General features: G+C 72.7%; 15 protein-coding genes and 1 tRNA gene. 6 read left to right on the top strand and 10 right to left on the bottom strand.

Translation table 11 applies throughout. The features are described from left to right. Positions 1–93 precede the first annotated feature (93 nt). The 6 genes from ACZ5ON_RS12505 to ACZ5ON_RS12530 form a co-directional block, all read right to left on the bottom strand. Positions 94–1,377, bottom strand: a complete 1,284-nt coding sequence (locus ACZ5ON_RS12505; RefSeq protein WP_465589790.1) for an HD-GYP domain-containing protein — start codon at positions 1,375–1,377, stop codon at positions 94–96. 193 nt (positions 1,378–1,570) lie between these two features. Then, the gene (locus ACZ5ON_RS12510) at positions 1,571–3,010 is read right to left on the bottom strand and encodes an HD-GYP domain-containing protein (protein ID WP_465589793.1); all 1,440 of its coding nucleotides are present in this window, start codon (positions 3,008–3,010) and stop codon (positions 1,571–1,573) included. Between the two features lie 322 nt (positions 3,011–3,332). Further along, on the bottom strand, positions 3,333–3,692 hold the full coding sequence (gene rsrA / locus ACZ5ON_RS12515; protein WP_465589796.1) for a mycothiol system anti-sigma-R factor: 360 nt from the start codon (positions 3,690–3,692) through the stop codon (positions 3,333–3,335). Further along, positions 3,689–4,339, bottom strand: coding sequence for a sigma-70 family RNA polymerase sigma factor (locus ACZ5ON_RS12520; protein WP_465590050.1), 651 nt, complete (start codon positions 4,337–4,339; stop codon positions 3,689–3,691). The genes rsrA and ACZ5ON_RS12520 overlap by 4 nt, the downstream gene beginning before the upstream one ends. Positions 4,340–4,744: 405 nt before the next feature. Beyond that, on the bottom strand, positions 4,745–5,380 hold the full coding sequence (locus tag ACZ5ON_RS12525; protein ID WP_465589799.1) for an alpha/beta hydrolase family protein: 636 nt from the start codon (positions 5,378–5,380) through the stop codon (positions 4,745–4,747). Between the two features lie 84 nt (positions 5,381–5,464). After that, positions 5,465–6,220 (bottom strand): SOS response-associated peptidase, encoded by a 756-nt coding sequence (locus tag ACZ5ON_RS12530; RefSeq protein WP_465589802.1) that lies wholly within the window; start codon positions 6,218–6,220, stop codon positions 5,465–5,467. Between the two features lie 142 nt (positions 6,221–6,362). On the opposite strand from ACZ5ON_RS12530, the gene ACZ5ON_RS12535 reads away from it, so the two are divergent. The 5 genes from ACZ5ON_RS12535 (at position 6,363) to hisN (ending at position 10,936) form a co-directional block, all read left to right on the top strand. Further along, positions 6,363–7,067 carry a M50 family metallopeptidase gene (locus ACZ5ON_RS12535; protein ID WP_465589804.1) on the top strand — a complete coding sequence of 235 codons (705 nt, stop codon included), beginning with the start codon at positions 6,363–6,365 and terminating at the stop codon, positions 7,065–7,067. Between the two features lie 157 nt (positions 7,068–7,224). Further along, positions 7,225–8,544, top strand: coding sequence for a 3-phosphoshikimate 1-carboxyvinyltransferase (gene aroA, locus ACZ5ON_RS12540; protein ID WP_465589806.1), 1,320 nt, complete (start codon positions 7,225–7,227; stop codon positions 8,542–8,544). Between the two features lie 14 nt (positions 8,545–8,558). Further along, positions 8,559–9,614, top strand: a complete 1,056-nt coding sequence (gene rsgA / locus ACZ5ON_RS12545; protein ID WP_465589809.1) for a ribosome small subunit-dependent GTPase A — start codon at positions 8,559–8,561, stop codon at positions 9,612–9,614. Between the two features lie 142 nt (positions 9,615–9,756). Continuing rightward, entirely contained in the window at positions 9,757–10,080 is a 324-nt protein-coding gene (locus ACZ5ON_RS12550; protein WP_465589812.1) for a DMT family transporter, read from the top strand. 58 nt (positions 10,081–10,138) lie between these two features. Continuing rightward, a complete protein-coding gene (gene hisN, locus ACZ5ON_RS12555; RefSeq protein ID WP_465589815.1) occupies positions 10,139–10,936 on the top strand; it encodes a histidinol-phosphatase in 798 nt (265 codons plus the stop codon). Positions 10,937–11,015: 79 nt separating this feature from the next. Here hisN and ACZ5ON_RS12560 read toward each other — a convergent pair whose 3' ends face one another. Next, positions 11,016–12,494, bottom strand: a complete 1,479-nt coding sequence (locus tag ACZ5ON_RS12560; RefSeq protein ID WP_465589818.1) for a catalase — start codon at positions 12,492–12,494, stop codon at positions 11,016–11,018. A 106-nt stretch (positions 12,495–12,600) separates the two neighbouring features. Here ACZ5ON_RS12560 and ACZ5ON_RS12565 point away from each other — a divergent pair, with 106 nt between their 5' ends. Beyond that, entirely contained in the window at positions 12,601–13,017 is a 417-nt protein-coding gene (locus ACZ5ON_RS12565) for a Fur family transcriptional regulator (RefSeq protein ID WP_465589821.1), read from the top strand. A gap of 137 nt (positions 13,018–13,154) precedes the next feature. Here the strand turns inward: ACZ5ON_RS12565 and ACZ5ON_RS12570 are convergent, their stop codons facing one another. From ACZ5ON_RS12570 to ACZ5ON_RS12580, 3 genes are all read right to left on the bottom strand, one after another. Further along, on the bottom strand, positions 13,155–15,152 hold the full coding sequence (locus ACZ5ON_RS12570; RefSeq protein WP_465589824.1) for a tetratricopeptide repeat protein: 1,998 nt from the start codon (positions 15,150–15,152) through the stop codon (positions 13,155–13,157). 334 nt (positions 15,153–15,486) lie between these two features. Then, positions 15,487–15,560 (bottom strand) — tRNA-Met (locus tag ACZ5ON_RS12575). Between the two features lie 74 nt (positions 15,561–15,634). After that, entirely contained in the window at positions 15,635–18,592 is a 2,958-nt protein-coding gene (locus tag ACZ5ON_RS12580) for a UPF0182 family membrane protein (protein WP_465590053.1), read from the bottom strand. Positions 18,593–18,719: the final 127 nt, after the last annotated feature.

Below are 18,719 nucleotides of genomic sequence, written 5' to 3' on the forward strand. Positions count from 1 at the left end.
AGCTTCGCCACCCCGCTACGTCATAATCGCGGGTCCGGCACAGCGGGTTCACCGCCCCGTCACCGCCGCTCTCACGCGCCCCCGGCCCCGGTGTCACGCCCTCGGCCGGCCGTCCCCGCGGCCCAGTCCGGCGAGCGCCGCCAGCACCCTCGGGTCGTACCGGTCACCGCGCTCCAGGCGCAGCAGTTCCAACGCCTCCAGCCGCCCGGCCGACTCCGGCAGGCCCCGCTGCCGGGCGAGGGTGACCAGCTCGTCGTGCGCGTTGGCGACCCGGATGATCCGGGCGGCCAGCGGCAGGGTCGGATCGTCCGAGCCGTCGGGGCGGCGGCACGGATCGGCCAGCCGGGCAACCTGCTGGGCGACCTGCCGCGGGACCCCGGTCTGCCGGATCACCTCACTGCCCAGCCGGGCGATCCGCTGCTGCTCGTCCTGCGGCAGCCGGGCGGTGGCGCCGCAGGGCACCGGCTCGACCAACGAGAGCTGCCCGATGTCGTGCATCAGCGCGGCGTACTCCAGCAGGGCCAGGTCCCGGGTGCCGAGGCCGAGCAGGCGGCCGAGCGCGCAGGCGGTGTCGGCGACCCGGCGGGCGTGGCCCGGCGGGGTGTAGCCGGCCACCTCGGTGGCACGGGCGAGGGTCTCGATGGTCTGCCCGGTGGTCGCCCGGACCGCCGCCGCCCGCCGGAAGGACGCCTGGGCGAGCAGCAGCGGGGTGCAGAACAGCGGCAGCGCCCACAGCCCCGTCTCGGCCGCCAGCAGGCTGATCAGCATGCCGGTGGCGACGATCGCCGAACCGATGCCGAGCAGCGAGCGCAGCTCGTCCCCCAGAGCGGCGGCGAACCGCAGGCCGGTCCTGGCCCGGTGCAGCCCGGCGGCCAGCACGGCGTCGAAGAGCGCGGCGAGCAGGGCGATCCCGCTGACGAACAACCCGTACGCCGGACCGGTGCAGTCGGCCCGGTCGAGGGCGCCGCTGTCGTACAGCGGCTGGAACAGGGCGGCCGCGAAGGCGACCGTGAGCAGGCGGCGGGCGACCGCGTCCACCCTCGCCGGGCCCGGCGCCCGGAACGGCGGTACGGCGCCGCTGACCATCCCGAGACCGGCGACCGCGATCACCTGCAGCACCCCGTGCGAGGTCGGCAGCCCGCGCAGCGGGCCGAGCAGCGCGTACGCCAGTGCGGCGGCGGTACCGATCGGCGCCTGCTCGCGGTCTCCCGGCAGGGTGATCCGCACCCGCTCGCCGACCGCGATCACGGCGGCGAAGGCGGCCGCGGTGACCGGATCGGCGGGCCCGTCGTACACCAGCTCGCCGAGCCCGGCCGCCAGCAGCGCGGCGGCGGTCAGCCGGACCGCCCGTACCCAGACCGCCTCGGTGCTCACCACCCCGACCACCCCGCTCCCGGACCGGCCGCGGACCGCACCGCGGCCTCCCGTACGGCTGCGCGCGGTGCCGCCGGTCGCGGTACCGGTGCGCACCGCGCCCCCGGGCGCCGTACCGCCGTGCGCCGCGCCGCCGCGCGGCCGCCTCCGGCCCGGGCAGCCGCCCTCCGGTCACCGCCGCCCGCGCGCGCCCGCGTCACCTCGCGCCGCCCGCGCGCTCCGAGCGACCCGCACGCGCCGCGCGCCCCTGCGGGGCGAGCGCCCTGGCGGGCTCCGGCACACCGAGCGGGATGTCCGGCACCTCTCCGGCCCAGCCGCCCGGCGGCGGCAGGACTGGCTCCCACCCGTGCTCCGCGACCGCCGCGATCAGCGCCCGCACCATCGCCGGGTCGAACTGGCTGCCCGCACACCGCTCCAGCTCGGCGACCGCCTCGGCGACCGGCCGGCCGCGCCGGTAGGACCGGGTGGAGGTCATCGAGTCGAAGGCGTCCGCGACCGAGATGATCCGGGCGAACTCGGGGATCCGGTCCCCGGTCAGTCCGTCCGGGTAGCCTCGCCCGTCCAGCCGCTCGTGGTGGTGCAGGATCCCGGCCCGGCCCTCCTCGCCGAGAAAGGCGATGTCCCGGATCAGCTCGTGCCCGAAGACCGGGTGCACCTCGACCGCCCGCCGCTCCTCCTCGCTCAGCGGACCGTTTCTGCGGAGCAGCTCGGTCGCCACGCCCAGCTTTCCGACGTCGTGGAGCGTGCCGGCGAAGTGCAGGGTGCGCAACCGCTCCTCCACCATGCCGAGCTGGCCGGCGATCAGCACGGCCGCCCGGCCGACCCGTTCACTGTGCCCCCTGGTGTACGCGTCCTTGATCTCCACGGCCTGCACCAGCGCCTGGACGGCGGTCTGCTGGGCCACCCGCTCCCGGTGCCCCTGGGCGAAGACCCAGGCAGAGATGGTGAACGGCAGCAGCGCGAGCACCGCCGCGAAAGCGCCGTACGGGCCCCGCCAGAGGAGCGCCACCATCAGCCCGCCGGCCCCGTGCACCAGCGCCGGCAGCACCACCGCGAGCGGACCGCGCAGCGCTGCCCCGGGCCGGGGCCGGCCGGGCGGCCGCGGTCCGACGAGCCGTCGCATCACCGTCACCAAAGCGCTGTTGATCAGGCAGAACGCCGCCACCGAGGCCAGCGAGGGAAGCAGTGCCGCCGGGACCTCGGAGCCGAACAACAGCCGTGGGCCGTCCGTCAGGTGGAAGACCACCCCGGCGGTCCAGGCCGAGACGGCGAGCTGCGCGCCGTTCCAGAGCCGGCGCGGCGCGCGGCGCCGGTCCGGGTACCCCACGAGTGCGGCGGGGAGGGCGACCAGGGCTGCGGCGGCCGGAGGCAGCATCAGGACCCCGGCGAACAGCACCGGGAAGAACGCCGGGCTGCCGGCGGGGCTCGCCCGCACCGGACGGTCGGTCCGGCGCAGCAGCACGTTCCAGAACCGGTGGTAGGGGGTGGGCAGGCCCTGCGCCAGACCGTCCCAGCAGCAGTGCAGGAAGGCCAGCAGTGCCACCCCTGACCAGTCGACCGTGCTGCCCAGCCAGCCCAGTGGGCCGTCGGCGGGCAGTGCCAGGGTCAGCAGGCAGCCGGTCGCAGCGACCGGCACCGCCGCCAGGCAGCCGACGGTGCGCCGGCACGGACGCCGGGTGTCCCGAAGTCCGGGTGCCGCCCCGCCCGCCACGGCGGCCTCTCGGTCCTCACCAGCGATCTCCGCCTCCCCGCCATGGCCGCAGTTCCCCGCCGGACCGCACGGCTTGAGGGTCCGTCAGAGGAGGATAGGGCCCCATCGGGGCGCGCGGAGGCGCGAAGACACATTGCCATGGTCGACGCACTGTCAGCTCACCCGAAAGAGTGATTCGACCGGCCGATGGTCACGGCGCGACCGCTCCGGGGCGGTACGACCGCACCGGGCGGCCGGGGGGTGACGCCTACTCGGACGTCGCGAGGGAGCTCTGCGCGTTGCTCTGCGCGCCGTGGCCCGCCTTCTCCTCGGCCGAGACCTCGACGGTGGGCGCCGAGTCACCGGAGCGCTGCCCGGCGCGGATGCTGTCGATCCGGGCCAGCACCTTGCCGCGCAGGTCGGCAGGCGTGTCGTCACAGCCGCAGGAGCGCTTGATCAGCGCCTTGATGGCCTGTTCGAGGCCGTACTTCTCCAAGCAGGGCGAGCACTCCTCGAAGTGCACCCTCAGCTTGGCGCAGTCACCCTCGGCCATCTCGTTGTCGAGGAATTCATAGAGGTGGTCGAGGACCTCGCCACACTCGGTGTCGTGCGGATCGCCGCAGCTCATGAGCCCGCGCCCTTCGCTTCCTGCCCTGCTCCGCTACCTGCCGGAACGAGCCCGCGCTCACGGGCGTAGTCCTCCAGCATGCCGCGCAACTGGCGGCGGCCCCGGTGCAGTCGGGACATCACCGTACCGATGGGTGTACCCATGATGTCCGCGATCTCCTTGTACGCAAACCCCTCGACGTCCGCGAGGTAGACCGCGATGCGGAACTCCTCCGGAATGGCCTGGAGGGCGTCCTTCACATCACTGTCCGGCAGATGGTCGAGCGCCTGGGCCTCGGCCGAGCGCAGACCGGTCGACATGTGGGACTCGGCCCGCGCCAGCTGCCAGTCCTCGATCTCCTCGGCGGCGGTGCGCTGGGGCTCGCGCTGCTTCTTGCGGTACGAGTTGATGAACGTGTTGGTGAGGATCCGGTACAGCCACGCCTTGAGGTTGGTGCCCTCACGGAACTGGTGGAACGACGCGTACGCCTTGGCGAACGCCTCCTGCAGCAGATCCTCGGCGTCGGCAGGGTTGCGGGTCATCCGCAGCGCGGCGGAGTACATCGGGTCGAGGTAGCCCAGGGCGTCGCGCTCGAAGCGCCCCCGCCGGGCCGCCTCGGTCTCGCTCTCCGACGCCCGGAAGGTGTCCTCGCCGATCGCGTCGGCCAGTTCGTCGCCCGTGAGAACCTCGCTCACCGGCAGCACCTCGCCCGACTCGGCCTCGTCCTCGGTCCCGACGACCGGACCCACCTCCTCGGCTTTGCGGGCACGGCCCACCGCGGGCCCACCCGACAGCGAGGATATCGGGCTCACCGGCTTCTCGCTCGTGGCCAGCCACTCGGACCAGACCGGCAGCGCGGCGTCCATCGCCGCCCGCTCGTCCGGCCGCTCGGGGCACGCGATCGAACCCATGTGTGCTGCCTTTCCACGCGGCTCACCTGCTGACGGTGGTGTTAACCAGAGCGCCCCGCCCGGCATTCCCGCCCGGCCCCGCGGACTTGGACCGACCGGGAATGGGGCCCGCGGCGTCGTGCGCCGGTCGGTCCCACCGACGTGCTTCCTCCCGAAGTCCGCTCAACAGACCTCGAGGATCCAGTCGCCGACCGCCCCGGTGATCAGCTCCAGCGCCTCGTCCTGGCCGTACGGCGCCCGCTTGGGCACGGCGAAGCCGTGGCTCCCGTACGGGACGGCGACCAGGCGGTGGCCCTCGGGCAGCTCCGGGAACTCCTCCGGCGTCCCGAAGGTGTCCTTCTCCCCCTGCACCACCAGGGTCGGACGGCCGGAGCCCAGCAGCTCCTCGGCCCGGCTCTTCTGCGGCTTTCCCGGCGGATGGAGCGGGAAGGCCAGCGCCAGCACCGCGGCGGCACCGGCACCGGCGGCCGTCCGGCAGGCCACCCGGGCCCCGGCACTGCGGCCGCCGGCCACCAACGGCATTCCCTCACCGGCGAGTTGGGCCATCACCGGAAGCCAGCCCGCGTCCAGTGTCCCCGGTGCGGGGGCAACCTTCCTGCCCGCGACCCGCCAGGGCTGCTCGACCAGCGCGACCGTGATGCCGCGCGCCGGCAGTCCGGCGGCCAGCGCCTGCAGATCGACCGCCTCGACCCCGCCACCCGCGCCGTGCCCGAGCGCGAGCAGCGCCCTGGGGCGGCCGGCGGCCGGGTACCGGGTGATCCTGGCCTCGCCGACGGGGGTGGTCACGAGGGTCTGCACGGCGGCTCCTGGATTTTCGGCGGATCGGCCTCGACTGTGTCAGATGGGGCTGGCTCAGAGGATCTCGGAAGAGATCGGAAGAGCTCAGAAGAGCATCGTGCCGTCGTTGCCGTTCTCGTCGAGCGGCTCGAGCAGTTCGGGCCCGTTGTTGCGGATGCTGCCGACCGCCGGGGAGACCGGGACGGCCTGCAGCGCGCCGGGGGCGGGCGGAACGAGCAGCGGCCGCAGCTCCTCGGCGTTGTCCAGGGCCGGGTCCAGCCAGGCGTCGAACGCGGACGGGTCCAGGAAGAGCGGCATCCGCTCGTGGATCGGGGCCAGCGCCGGTTCGGCGTCCGTCGTCACGATGGTGCAGGTCACCCGCCAGGCCGCCGGATCGTCGGCCGGCACCCCGCGGTCCCGCCAGAACTCGTACAACCCGGCCAGGGCCAGCACCTGGCCGTCCACCCGGCTGACGAAGAACGGCTGCTTGCGGGGCTTGCCCCGCTCGCCGGGCATGGTCTGCCACTCGTAGTAGCCGTCGACCGGCAGCAGACAGCGCCGGGAGGCGAAGGCCTGGCGGTAGGCGGGCTTCTCGTGCACGGTGTCGGAACGGGCGTTGATCATCTTCACCGCCGTCTCGGCCGACCTCGACCAGCACGGCACCAGGCCCCAGCGCAGCACCCGCAGCTGGCGGACCGGCTCGCGCTCCCCCTTGGGAGCGCGGTCCAGCACCGCGTACACCGAGTCGGTCGGCGCCACGTTCCAGCTCGGCACGATGGTCTCGGCCGGGTCCCACTGCCTGACTCCGAAGACCTCGACCAGGTCCTCGGGCTTGGTGGTGGAGGCGAAGCGTCCGCACATGCGGCCAGCTTGCCATGCGCCCCCGCTCCGCCGTGCCCCGTCCGCGAAGAGAACCGCGAAGTACCGCCCGGCCGTCCTGCCATGGGAGGCTGCCACTCGGACCAAGAGCGGCCGGGCCGAGACCGACCACGGAGGGCAGGGCATGGACAGCGCGTACGTATGGCACCTGGTGGTCGGCTCGCAGCCCGGGCCGCCGAGCTGGGTGGCCCCGGCCACGGCGGCGGTGGCGCTGCTCGCCGTACTGCTGCGACCCCTCTGGCGGTTCAGCCGCAACGTGGTGACCATCGCGCACGAGGGCGGGCACGGCCTGGCCGCGGTGCTCACCCGGCGCCGGCTGGCCGGTATCCGGCTGCACTCGGACACCTCCGGCCTGACCATCTCCTCCGGGCCGCCCACCGGCCCCGGCATGATCCTCACCGCGGCCGCCGGGTACACCGCACCGCCACTGCTCGGGCTCGGCGGCGCCGCGCTGCTCGCCGGGCAGCACATCGCCCAGCTGCTGTGGATCGGGATCGTGTTGCTGGCGGCCGTCCTGATCATGGTGCGGAACGCCTTCGGCCTGCTCTCCGTGGTCCTCACCGGCGCGGCCTTCGTACTGATCTCCTGGTACGGCGGCGGCGAGCTGCAGGCGGTCTTCGCCTATCTGGGCGTCTGGTTCCTGCTGTTCGCCGGGGTCCGCCCGGTGGCCGAGCTCCAGGCCAAGCGCCGCCGCGGCGAGGCCCCCGACTCCGACGCCGACCAGCTCGCCCGGCTCACCGGCGTCGCCGGCATCCTCTGGGTCACCCTCTTCCTGGTGATCGCCCTGTCCTGCCTCCTCGCCGGCGGCACCTGGCTGATGTCCAGCTGACCCGACCGGAGGCGCGGACCCCGCTCGGACCGGCCGCGCACGCACGGCCGGGGGCGCCGGCGGGCTCACCACGCCTCCGGCGTGTCTTCGCAGAACGCGCGTCCGCCATTCGAATAGGAACGAAGCCCTGAATTCCCGGGCCCCTAGACTTGTCCACATGACCGAAGCCCTGTGGCCCGCCCCCGTTGCGACCGGCGCCGTCGACGCGACCGTCACCATCCCCGGCTCCAAGTCGGCGACCAACCGTGCCCTGGTGCTGGCCGCCCTCGCGGACAGCCCAGGCTGGGTGCGCCGTCCGCTGCGCAGCCGTGACTCCCAGCTGATGGCCGACGGCCTGCGGGCACTCGGCGTCACCGTCGAGGAGACGGTCAACACCGCCAGCGGCGGATTCGGCGGCGGTGAGGCCTGGCGGGTCATCCCGGCCGGCCAGCTCCGCGGCCCGGCCCAGGTGGACGTCGGCAACGCCGGCACCGTGATGCGCTTCCTGCCGCCGCTCGCGGTGCTCGCCGACGGCCCGGTGCACTTCGACGGCGACCCGCGCTGCTACGAGCGGCCGCAGCACGGCGTGATCAACGCCCTGCGCGCGCTCGGTGCCAGGATCGACGACGGCGGACGCGGTGGCTTCCCGCTCACCGTGCACGGCTCCGGTGCGCTGGACGGCGGCCCGGTCGAGCTGGACGCCTCGTCCTCCTCCCAGTTCATCAGCGCCCTGCTGCTCTCCGGCGCCCGCTACAACAACGGCGTGGAGATCCGGAACATCGGCGGCAGCGTCCCCTCGCTGCCGCACATCCGGATGACTGTGGACATGGTCCGCAAGGCCGGTGCCCAGGTGGACGCGCCCGAGGACGGCGGCGAGAAGGACGTCTGGCGGGTCACCCCGGGCGCACTGATCGGCCGCGACCTGGTGGTCGAGCCGGACCTCTCCAACGCCGCGCCGTTCTTCGGCGCCGCGCTGGTCACCGGCGGTCGGGTGACGGTCCGCGACTGGCCCAGGCACACCTACCAGCCGGGCGACCAGCTGCGCGGGATCTACACCGAGATGGGCGGCAGCTGCCGCTTCACCGACGACGGCCTGGAGTTCTCCGGCACCGGCCGGATCCGCGGCATCGAGGCCGACCTGCACGACGTCGGCGAGCTCACCCCGGTGATCGCGGCGGTGGCCGCGCTGGCCGACTCCGAGTCCCACCTGTACGGCATCGCCCACCTGCGGATGCACGAGACCGACCGCCTGGCCGCGCTGGCCAAGGAGATCAACGACCTCGGCGGCGACGTCACCGAGACCGAGGACGGCCTGCGGATCCGTCCGCGCCCGCTGCACGGCGGCGTCTTCCACACCTACGAGGACCACCGGCTGGCCACCGCCGCCGCGGTGCTCGGCCTCGCGGTCGAGGGCGTCCAGGTCGAGAACGTGGCCACCACCGCCAAGACGCTGCCCGACTTCCCGCAGATGTGGGCCGATCTCCTGGGCCAGGGCTGAGGGAGTACTGCACAATGCGCCGCTACGGCAAGGACGCCGACGAGGACGACATCCGCAACCGCCCGGCCCGCCGGGGATCCCGGCCGCGGACCCGGATCCGGCCCAAGCACGAGGACGCCGCCGAGGCGATGATCCTCACCGTGGACCGGGGGCGGCTCACCTGCCTGGTGGACGCCGGGACCAAGCACGAGCGCGAGGTCGTCGCCATGAAGGCCCGCGAACTGGGCCGCAAGGGTGTGGTCGTCGGCGACACCGTCAGCGTGGTCGGCGACCTCTCCGGTGAGCCGGACACCCTGGCCCGGATCGTCCGGGTCGAGGAGCGCACCTCGGTCCTGCGGCGCACGGCGGACGACGACGACCCGTTCGAGCGGATCGTCGTCGCCAACGCCGAGCAGCTGGCCATCGTCACCGCCCTGGCCGACCCCGAGCCCCGGCCCCGGCTGATCGACCGCTGCCTGGTGGCCGCGTACGACTCCGGCATGGAGCCGCTGTTGGTCCTCACCAAGTCCGACCTGGCCTCGCCCGAACCGCTGCTGGAGTCGTACGCGCCGCTGGGCATCCGCTACGTGGTCACCCGGCGGGACGAGCTGGCCACCACCGGCGCGGAGGCCGTCCGGGAGCACCTGCGCGGGCGGTCCACCGTGTTCATCGGACACTCCGGCGTCGGCAAGACCACCCTGGTCAACGCACTGGTCCCGGAGCACCAGCGGACCACCGGCCGCGTCAACGCGGTGACCGGGCGCGGCCGGCACACCACCGTCTCCGCGCTCGCCCTGCGACTGCCCCCGCCGCCCGGTGCCAAGCCGGGCTCCAAGAAGGCGCTCAACTGCGGCTGGGTGATCGACACTCCGGGCTTCCGCTCCTTCGGCCTCTCGCACATCGATCCGTCCCGGGTGATCCACGCCTTCCCCGACCTGGAGCCCGGTACCGTCGAGTGCCCGCGGGCCTGCAGCCACGACGAACCCGACTGCGCCCTCGACACCTGGGTCACCGACGGCCACGCCGAGCCCGCCCGGCTCTACTCCCTGCGCCGCCTGCTCGCCACCCGGGAGACCCGCGAGGGCGACTAGGGCCCGACCGGCCGGCCCGGATCAGGGCGGACCGGGGCGCGCGGGCCTCCCCGCGCCCCCGGTGCGGCTTCGGAGGTGTCGGACGGCCCAGGCGTGGCGATCATAGGAAGGTCAGTCCTCGACGCGGCAGGGAGTCAGCTCGATGGCATGGGCCTTGGTGATCATCGCCGGTCTGCTGGAGACCGGGTTCGCGGTCAACCTCAAGCTGAGCGACGGCTTCACCAAGCTCTGGCCCACCATCGGCTTCGCCTGCTTCGCCCTCGGCAGCTTCGGCCTGCTGACCCTCTCCCTCAAGTCCCTCCCGGTGGGCAGCGCCTACGCGGTCTGGACCGGCATCGGCGCGGCCGGCACCGCGGTCTACGGCATGATCTGGCTGAACGAGGCCACCACCGGGCTCAAGCTGCTCTCGATCACCATGGTCATCGCGGGCGTGGTCGGCCTCCAGCTCAGCGGCACCGGTCACTGACCGTTTCGCCCAGCGAGCCGCTCCGGCGCCACCGCCACGGCCTCGGTAGTGTTCGAGCATGGCCGACTACCACGATGACCTCCGCCTTGCCCACGTCCTCGCCGACTCGGCCGACTCCGTCACCATGGAGCGCTTCAAGGCGCTGGACCTCAAGATCGAGACCAAGCCCGACCTCACCCCGGTGAGCGACGCCGACAAGGCCGCCGAGGACCTGATCCGCGGCGTCCTCCAGCGGGCCCGGCCGCGCGACGCGGTGCTCGGCGAGGAGTTCGGCCTGCAGGGCTCGGGCCCCCGCCGCTGGGTGGTCGACCCGATCGACGGCACCAAGAACTACGTCCGCGGCGTGCCGGTCTGGGCCACCCTGATCGCACTGCTCGAGGAGGGCCCGGACGGCGAGCAGCAGCCGGTGGTCGGCCTGGTCTCCGCCCCGGCGCTGGGCCGCCGTTGGTGGGCGGCGAAGGGCCTGGGCGCCTACTCCGGACGCAGCCTGGCGAAGGCGACCCGGATCGAGGTCTCCAAGGTGTCCCGGATCGAGGACTCCTCGCTCTCCTACTCCTCCCTCACCGGCTGGGAGGACCGCGGCCGGCTGGACGCCTTCCTCGGCCTCTCCCGCTCCTGCTGGCGGACCCGCGCGTTCGGTGACTTCTGGTCGTACATGATGGTCGCCGAGGGCGCGGTGGACCTGGCGGCCGAACCGGAGCTGAGCCTGTGGGACATGGCGGCACCGTGCGTGATCGTCCAGGAGGCGGGCGGCCGGTTCACCGGCCTGGACGGGGTGGACGGCCCGAACGGCGCCGACGCGGTGGCCTCCAACGGACTGCTGCACGAGGAGACGCTGCGCCGGCTGGGCGTCTGAGGCACGGAGCGCGGATGGATGCGGGCCCTGGAACCGGTACGGAGCCGGTTCCAGGGCCCGCGGCCTGGGTGGTGGCCGGTTACTTCTGCTTGCGCAGCTCCCGCACCGCGTCCTCCAGGCGCCGGCCGTAGTCGGCGTCGGCCTTGCGGAAGTTGTCGATCGCCCGCTCGACGATGTCGTCGCGGTCGGCCGAGACCTTGGCGATGAAGCCGGCCAGGTTGGCGATCAGGCGCTGCTTCTCGTCCTCGGAGAACAGCCGGTAGAGGTTGCCGGCCTGGACGAAGTCGTTGTCCTCGGCGTGCGAGGGGGCCACGTGGTTGCCGGTGGCACCGGTGACCGGGATGGCGGACCAGAGCGGCCGGCCGGTCTCGACCGGGCCGCCGAAGCTGTTCGGCTCGTAGTTCTTCTGGCGGCCGTGGCGGCCGTCGTAGAGGTAGCCGTCCCGGCTGTTGGTGCGCGCCTCGGTGGCGTGCGGGCGGTTCACCGGCAGGTGGTCGGCGTTGATGCCGACGCGGTAGCGGTGGGCGTCCGCGTAGGCGAACAGGCGGCCCTGGAGCATCTTGTCGGGGGACGGCCCGATGCCGGGCACGAAGTGCGCCGGGGAGAAGATCGACTGCTCGACCTCGGCGAAGACGTTCTCCGGGTTGCGGTTGAGCTCCAGCTTGCCGATCTCGATCGGCGGGTAGTCCGTGTGCGGCCAGACCTTGGTCAGGTCGAACGGGTTGAAGCGGTAGGCGGCGGCGTCGGCGGCCGGCATGATCTGCACCTGGACCGTCCAGGTCGGGAACTCGCCGCGCTCGATCGCCTCGCGCAGGTCGCGCTGGTGACTGTCCGGGTCGTCGCCGGCGAGCTTGTTGGCCTCGTCCTGGGTGAGGTTCCTGATGCCCTGGTCGGTCTTGAAGTGGTACTTGACCCAGAAGTACTCGCCGGCCTCGTTCTGCCACTGGTAGGTGTGCGAGCCGTAGCCGTTCATGTGGCGGTAGGAGGCCGGGATGCCGCGGTCACCGAAGAGCCAGGTCACCTGGTGGGTCGACTCGGGCGACAGGCCCCAGAAGTCCCAGACGTTGTCCGCCTCCTGCGAGCCGGTGTACGGGTCGCGCTTCTGGGTGTGGATGAAGTCGGGGAACTTGATGGCGTCCTTGATGAAGAACACCGGGGTGTTGTTGCCGACGAGGTCGTAGTTGCCGTCCTCGGTGTAGAACTTCAGCGCGAAACCGCGTGGGTCGCGGACCGCGTCGGCCGAGCCGAGGTTGCCCGCCACGGTGGAGAAGCGCAGGAAGGTCTCGGTCTGCTTGCCGACCTCGGACAGGAACCTGGCCCGGGTGTAGGCGGTGAGGTCGGCGGTCACGGTGAAGGTGCCGTAGGCGGCGGCGCCGCGGGCGTGCACCACGCGCTCCGGAATGCGCTCCCGGTTGAAGTGCGCGAGCTTCTCGAACAGCAGTTGGTCCTGGATCAGCGCCGGGCCGCCTATACCGGCGGTCTCCGTGTTCTGGTTGTCCGCGACGGGGGCACCGGCCTCCGTGGTGAGGGTGGGCCGCAGCTCGTCCTGGGTCGTCATGTCAGTGCCTCCGAAGTCATCCGGTCGTGACAGGACTCGATCCTAGCTTGGACTTTGTCTAAGTCAACACTGGAACCAACTCCGGAACGTGGCTTACCCTGTGTCCATGAGTGACCTGCTGGAACGACTTCGCGGACGTGGGTGGCGCCTGACCTCGCAGCGGCGCGTCGTGGCCGAGGTCCTCGATGGTGACCATGTGCACCTGACCGCTGACGAGGTGCACGCCCGTGCGGCGGAACGGCTCCCCGAGATCAGCCGCGCCACCGTCTACAACACCCTCGGCGAGTTGGTGAGCCTCGGCGAGGTGCTCGAGGTCAGCACCGACGGGCGCGCCAAGCGGTACGACCCCAACGCGCACCATGCCCACCAGCACCTGATCTGCTCCGGCTGCGGTGCAATCCGCGACGTCCACCCCCAGGGCGATCCGATCGCCGCCCTGCCCGACGCCGAGCGCTTCGGCTTCGTCATCTCGGGCGCCGAGGTCACCTACCGGGGCCTCTGCCCGGACTGCGCGAGACGCTAGTTCCTCCCACCGCGTGCACACGGCGGAGCACCCCCCTGCCGCACCGCGGCGCCGAAGGCGCCACGACCGGACGCGGACACCCCACGGTGCGCGCGGCTCCCCGCGCCCCCGTCGGCTCTCCCGCGCCGCTAAGCCACTCAAGCGCTGAGCTCCGAGTGCAGCGCGCCGAGCAGCCGGGCCGCCCGCTCCGCGACCTCCGCCGGCCCGTACTCCGTCGCCCGGCGGCAGTAGCTCTCCGCCTGCAGCGGCTCGCCCCGTCGCAGCGCGAGCAGCGCCAGTCGCAGCGCCGCCCGCCCGTGCCCGGCGTCGGCGGCCCGGGTGTACCAGATCATCGCCTCGGCCTCGCTGTCCTGCCGGGCCAGCAGCAGCCCCAGGTTGAAGGCCGCACTCCGGCTGCCCGCCTCCGCAGCCCGTCGGTACCAGCTCTCGGCGATCTCCAGCGCGCCGCGCTCCGCGGCCCGTACGCCCATCCGCACCTGCGCCCGCCGGTGCCCGGCGTCGGCGGCCACCGCGTACCAGTGCTCGGCCTCCGCGTCCGCGTCGCCGCGCCGGTCCAGCAGCGACGCCAGCCGGAACGCGCCCTCGGCCGAGCCGCCCGTCGCCGCCTGCCGGTAGCGCTCCAGTGCGGCGGCCAGGTTGCCCCGCTGCTCCTGGGCCACCGCCAGCTGCAGCGCGGCCTCGCCGTGCCCCTCCGCGGCGGCGCGCGCGTACCACTCCTGCGCCTGCTGCTGCTCCCCGCGCCCGGCGTGCAGGACGCCCAGGTTGAAGGCGCCGTCCACACTGCCCGCCTCGGCGGCCTTGGAGAACCAGGGCTCGGCCCCGGACTCGTCGCCGCGCTGGAGCAGCACCACGGCCAGCGCGTTGCACGCCTCCCGGTGTCCGGCGTACGCGGCCCGCCGGTACCACTGCTCGGCCTGCGCCTCGCGGCCGGCACTCGTGCAGAGGAGCCCGAGGTTGAAGGCGCCGTTGTGGTCGCCCGCGTCCATCGCGACCCGGTACCAGCGCTCGGCCTCGGTGGCCTCGCCCCGGCTCGCGTGCAGCGCGCCGAGCGCGTTGGCGGCCATGCCGTCGCCCGCCTCGGCGGCCTGCTGCCACCACTCGGCGGCGGCGCTCGGGTCCCCGGCGTCGCGCAGCAGGAAGCCCAGCGCGCAGGCCGCCCTGGCCTCGCCGTTCTGCGCGCCCTGCCGGTACCAGCGGGCGGCCTCGTCGGCGCAGGACGGGTCCTGGTCGGCCCGCTCCTCCAGCAGCACGCCCAGCCGCAGCGCGGCGCGGGCGTGGCTGCGGGCGGCGGCGGTGCGGTACCAGGTCTCGGCGGTCTCCTTGTCCCCGGCCGCCTCGCGCATCCGGGCCAGCCGGTACGCGGCCTCGCGGTGGCCCGCGTCGGCGGCGACCCGGAACCAGCGCTCGGCCCGGACGTCCCGCCGATGCTCCATCAGGTCGCCCAGCGCGTACGCCCCGAGCGGGTGTCCCTGCTCGGCGGCGAAGTGCAGCCAGTACTCGGCCGCCTCCTCCTCGCCCTGGTCGCGCAACTGCAGGCCGAGCGCGTGCGCGGCCGGCGCACTGCCGGCGACCGCGGCCTGCCGCCACCACTGGGCGGCCTCGGCACGGTGACCGCGCTGGTGCAGCAGCACGCCGAGGTTGTTGGCGGCCGCACGCAGCCCGGCGGCCGCGGCACTGCGCAGGTACGGCTCGGCGTCCTCCAGGTCGCCTCGGCGCAGCAGCAGCGCGCCGAGCTGGCTGGCCGCGTTGGCGTCTCCGTCGTCGGCGGCCTGCCGGTGCCTGGACTCCAGTGCGGCCTGCTCGCGGGCGGCCAGCGCGGACTCGAAGCTGGTCTCCTCCGTGTCGTCCGGCTCGGCGTCGGACGCGGCGGGGTAGGGGCCGATGGCGTCGAGGAGTTGCCGGGCGGAGACGTGCACCAGCCGCTCCGGCCCCGAGCCGGTGACCTGTTCCGGCCCGCCGGTCAGGCTGCTGGTGCGCTGGGTGGGCAGGGCCCGCTGGGTGTCCTCGGGGCCGATCGCCCACGCCTCGGTGTCGGCGTCAGTGGGCGGCATGCCCGCTCCGGCGCCGGGTGCCGGGGCGGCACCCTTGGCCGGGGTGGGCCGCGCTCCCGAATCGTTCCTGCCGATCAGCTTCATGCCGACTCCCGCTCCCCCAGAGTGCTGCGGCATCCTCCCCCAGCCTTCGGCCGGGGGGACCCCCTGGGGTGCACCGGACCGGACGGTTCGTCAACCGTCCCCCCACTTCCCCCATGTGGTCCATCGTCGCATCACCCGCAACCCGCGTACACCTGCTCCGGCCGTTTTGGCGGAGCGGGCCGAAGCCCGGCGAGATTGCTTCGGCGCTTTGTCGATTTCCCGACACTTGAGCCCCACAAACCCCGGTCACGCATAGTACCGGAGCGGCTCGACGCGCCGGGCGGACATGCAGCAGGCCCGGCAGACGAATCTGCCGGGCCTGCTTGCTACTGAGTAGCGGGGACAGGATTTGAACCTGCGACCTCTGGGTTATGAGCCCAGCGAGCTACCGAGCTGCTCCACCCCGCGTCGGTGGTTAAACCATAGCACGGTGGCGGGGTAGCCCAGAAATCGCTTACCGCGGGAAGGCCGCAGCTCAGGGACTACTGGGGGGGCGAGGCCGACGGCGTAGGCGTGGACGCCGGCGGGGCCGGGGCGGGCGTCGCCGGGGCCGGGGTGGCCCCGCCGCTCCTCTGCTGGGCGGCGGCGGCCGCGTTGAGCGCGTCCTGAAGGGCCTTCTGGTCCTGGCCGTACCTGGTCCAGTCACCGTTCTTCAGCGCGTCCTGGCCGTCGCTGAACGCCTTCTGGGCGTCCTGCAGCGCCTTGTCCAGCTCCGGGTTGGCCCCGGCGCCGGTGCTCGGCGGGGCGGTCGGGGTGGTGCCCGGAGCCGTCGGGCTGGTGGGCGCGGTCGGGGTGGCCGGTGTGCCGCCCGCCGCGCTGCCCAGCACCTTCGCCAGGGCCTCGGCCAGGCTGTTCTCCAACGCGACGTTGCTGGTGCCGTTGCCGTACACCGCCAGCACCTTCTGCAGCACCGGAACCTTGGCGCTGCGGCCCACCAGGTAGACCGGCTCGATGTTGAGGAAGTCGCCGCCGACCGGAAGCGTCAGCAGGTTGCCGTACTCGATGTCGGAGTCGCTGCCGGTCTTCAGCAGGGTGAGCTTGTTGGCGACCGCCTGGTCGGAGTTGAACCTCGCCTGGGTCAGCTTCGGCCCGAGCGCCCCGGCGCCGGTCGGCACCTTGAGGATCCTGATCTTCCCGTAGTCCGGCCCGGGATCCGCGTCGACGGCCATGAAGGCGGCCAGGTTGTCCCGGCCGCCGGGCACGAAGCTGCTGGTGAGCGAGAAGCTCGCACTCTGCTGGTCGGGCATCCGCACCGTCAGGTAGTACGGCGGCTGGACCTCGCCGGTGTTGGTGGTCGGGTCGGCCGGCACCTGCCAGATGTCGGTACCGTTGAAGAACGCGGTGGCGTCGGTCATGTGGTACATGCCGAGCATGTCGCGCTGCACCTTGAACATGTCCTGCGGGTAGCGCAGGTGCGGCAGCAGCGCGCTCGGGATGTCGGACCGGGCCTTGACGGTGCCCGGGAACGCCTTCATCCAGGTCTTCAGCACCGGGTCGGCACCGTCCCACTGATAGAGCGTCACCTCGCCGGTGTAGGCGTCCACCGTCGCCTTCACCGAGTTGCGGATGTAGTTGACCTTGTTGACGGCGGTGAGGGTCCGGCCGCGCTGATCGGTCAGCGAGTCCTTGGTGACGTCGCCCAGGGTGGTCCTGGAGGAGAACGGGTAACCGTCCGAGGTGGTGTAGCCGTCCAGCACCCAGAGCAGCTTCTTGCCCACGACCACCGGGTACGGGTCGGCGTCGATGGAGAGCCAGGGGGCGACCTTCTCGACCCGCTCCTTGGGGGTGCGGTCGTAGATCACCCGGGCGCCGTCGGTGATCGCCCCGGAGTAGAGGATCTGCGGCTCGGTGAACTTCACCGCGTACGCGGCCCGGGTCAGCACGTTGTCCAGCGAGACGCCGCTGCCGCCGGCGTACCGGTAGGTCGGGTCGGGCCCGGAATCCGAGGTGTAGTCGATCTCGTCGTTGCTGCCGCCGACGATCGAGTACTCCGGGCTCTTCTCGCCGTAGTAGACCCGCTGCTGGTAGTCGCCGAACGAACCGGTGGTCGGCAGTGCGGACTCGGTGTAGACCGGGTTGCCGTCCTTGTCGACCTGGTTGCCCTTGGCGGCCACCACGCCGTAGCCGTGGGTGTACTTGAAGTGGTCGTTGATCCAGTTGCGCTGCTGCACGCCGTTCAGGTCGAGCTCGCGCACGCCCAGCACGGTGTCCTGCTGGCCGTACCGGTCGACGTCCAGGGTCTTGGGGAAGGCGTAGTACTTCCGCAGCGCCTGGTTCTGCTGGAAGGTCGGCGCGACCACGTTGGGGTCCAGCAGGCGGACGTCCGCGATGGTCTGGGCGTCCGGCTTGAGCGCGTCGGCACCGGTCGAGCCCTTGGGCTCGTACTGCTTGGTCTGGCTGTCCGCGATGCCGTACGCCTGCCGGGTGGCGTCGATGTTCTTCTGGATGTACGGCGTCTCCTTGGCCTGCTCGTTCGGCTTGACCTGGAACTGCTGCACGATCGCCGGGTAGAGCCCGCCGATCAGCACCGCCGAGAGCGCCATCAGTCCGAAGCCGATCAGGGCCGGCGCCCAGGTGCGGCGGATCGGCGTCAGGAAGAACAGCAGCGCGCAGATGATCGCGACGAAGAACAGGATGGTCTTGGCCGGCAGATAGGCGTTGGCGTCCACGTAGCGCAGGCCGGTCCAACCGTCCACGCCCTTGTACGCGCCGGACTTCACCGCCAGCGCGTACCGGTCCAGCCAGTACGCGACCGCCTTGAGCAGCACGAACACCCCCAGCAGCACCGCCAGGTGGCCCTTCGCGCCCGCACTCGCCCGCCGTCCCGGGCCCTGCAGGCGCAGCCCGCCGTACAGGTAGTGCACCAGGACCGCGGCCAGCAGCGAGACGATCACCGTACTGAACGCGAAGCCGAGCAGGAACTCGTACCAGGGCAGCGAGAAGGCGTAGAAGGCGACGTCCAGGTGGAACTGGGGGTCCTTCTCCCCGAACGGCGTCTGGTTGGTCCACTGCAGCCAGGTGCGCCACTGGCCGGCCGCCGCCGCACCCGCGATCAGGCCGACCACCAGCGAGATCGCCGGCAGCAGCCAGCGCTTGTGCGGGGCCACGCCCATCCGGTAGCGGTCCAGGCTCTGCTGCTCCACCGACATCGCCGAGAGCGGCGGCCGCAGCCGGTACGCCAGCCAGAGGTTGAAGCCGACGACCACGGCCATGACCAGGCCGAAGACCGCGAACAGCGCGGCCTTGGTCCACAGCCGGGTGCCGAAGACCGAGGAGTAGCCGAGGGACCTGAACCAGAGCCAGTCCGTCCACACCCCGGCGAACACCACGAACGCCGCGATCAGGGCCGTGAGCACGGCGGCGGTGAGCAGCAGAACTCGGGCCCGGCGTGAGGGTGGGCCGGCTCCGGGTCGGAAGCCCGGTCCTGGCCGGTCCGGCATCTGGAACACCAAGGTGGCACCTCTGCTGTGTCGGGAGTGAGCTGACTCGGGGGGTGGGGGGAGCGGCGCGGTCCCTTATGCAACTTAGTCGGTGATTACCTGAGTTCCCACGGCCCGTACGCCGGTT

It is taken from the genome of Kitasatospora sp. NPDC032150, from assembly GCF_055579945.1.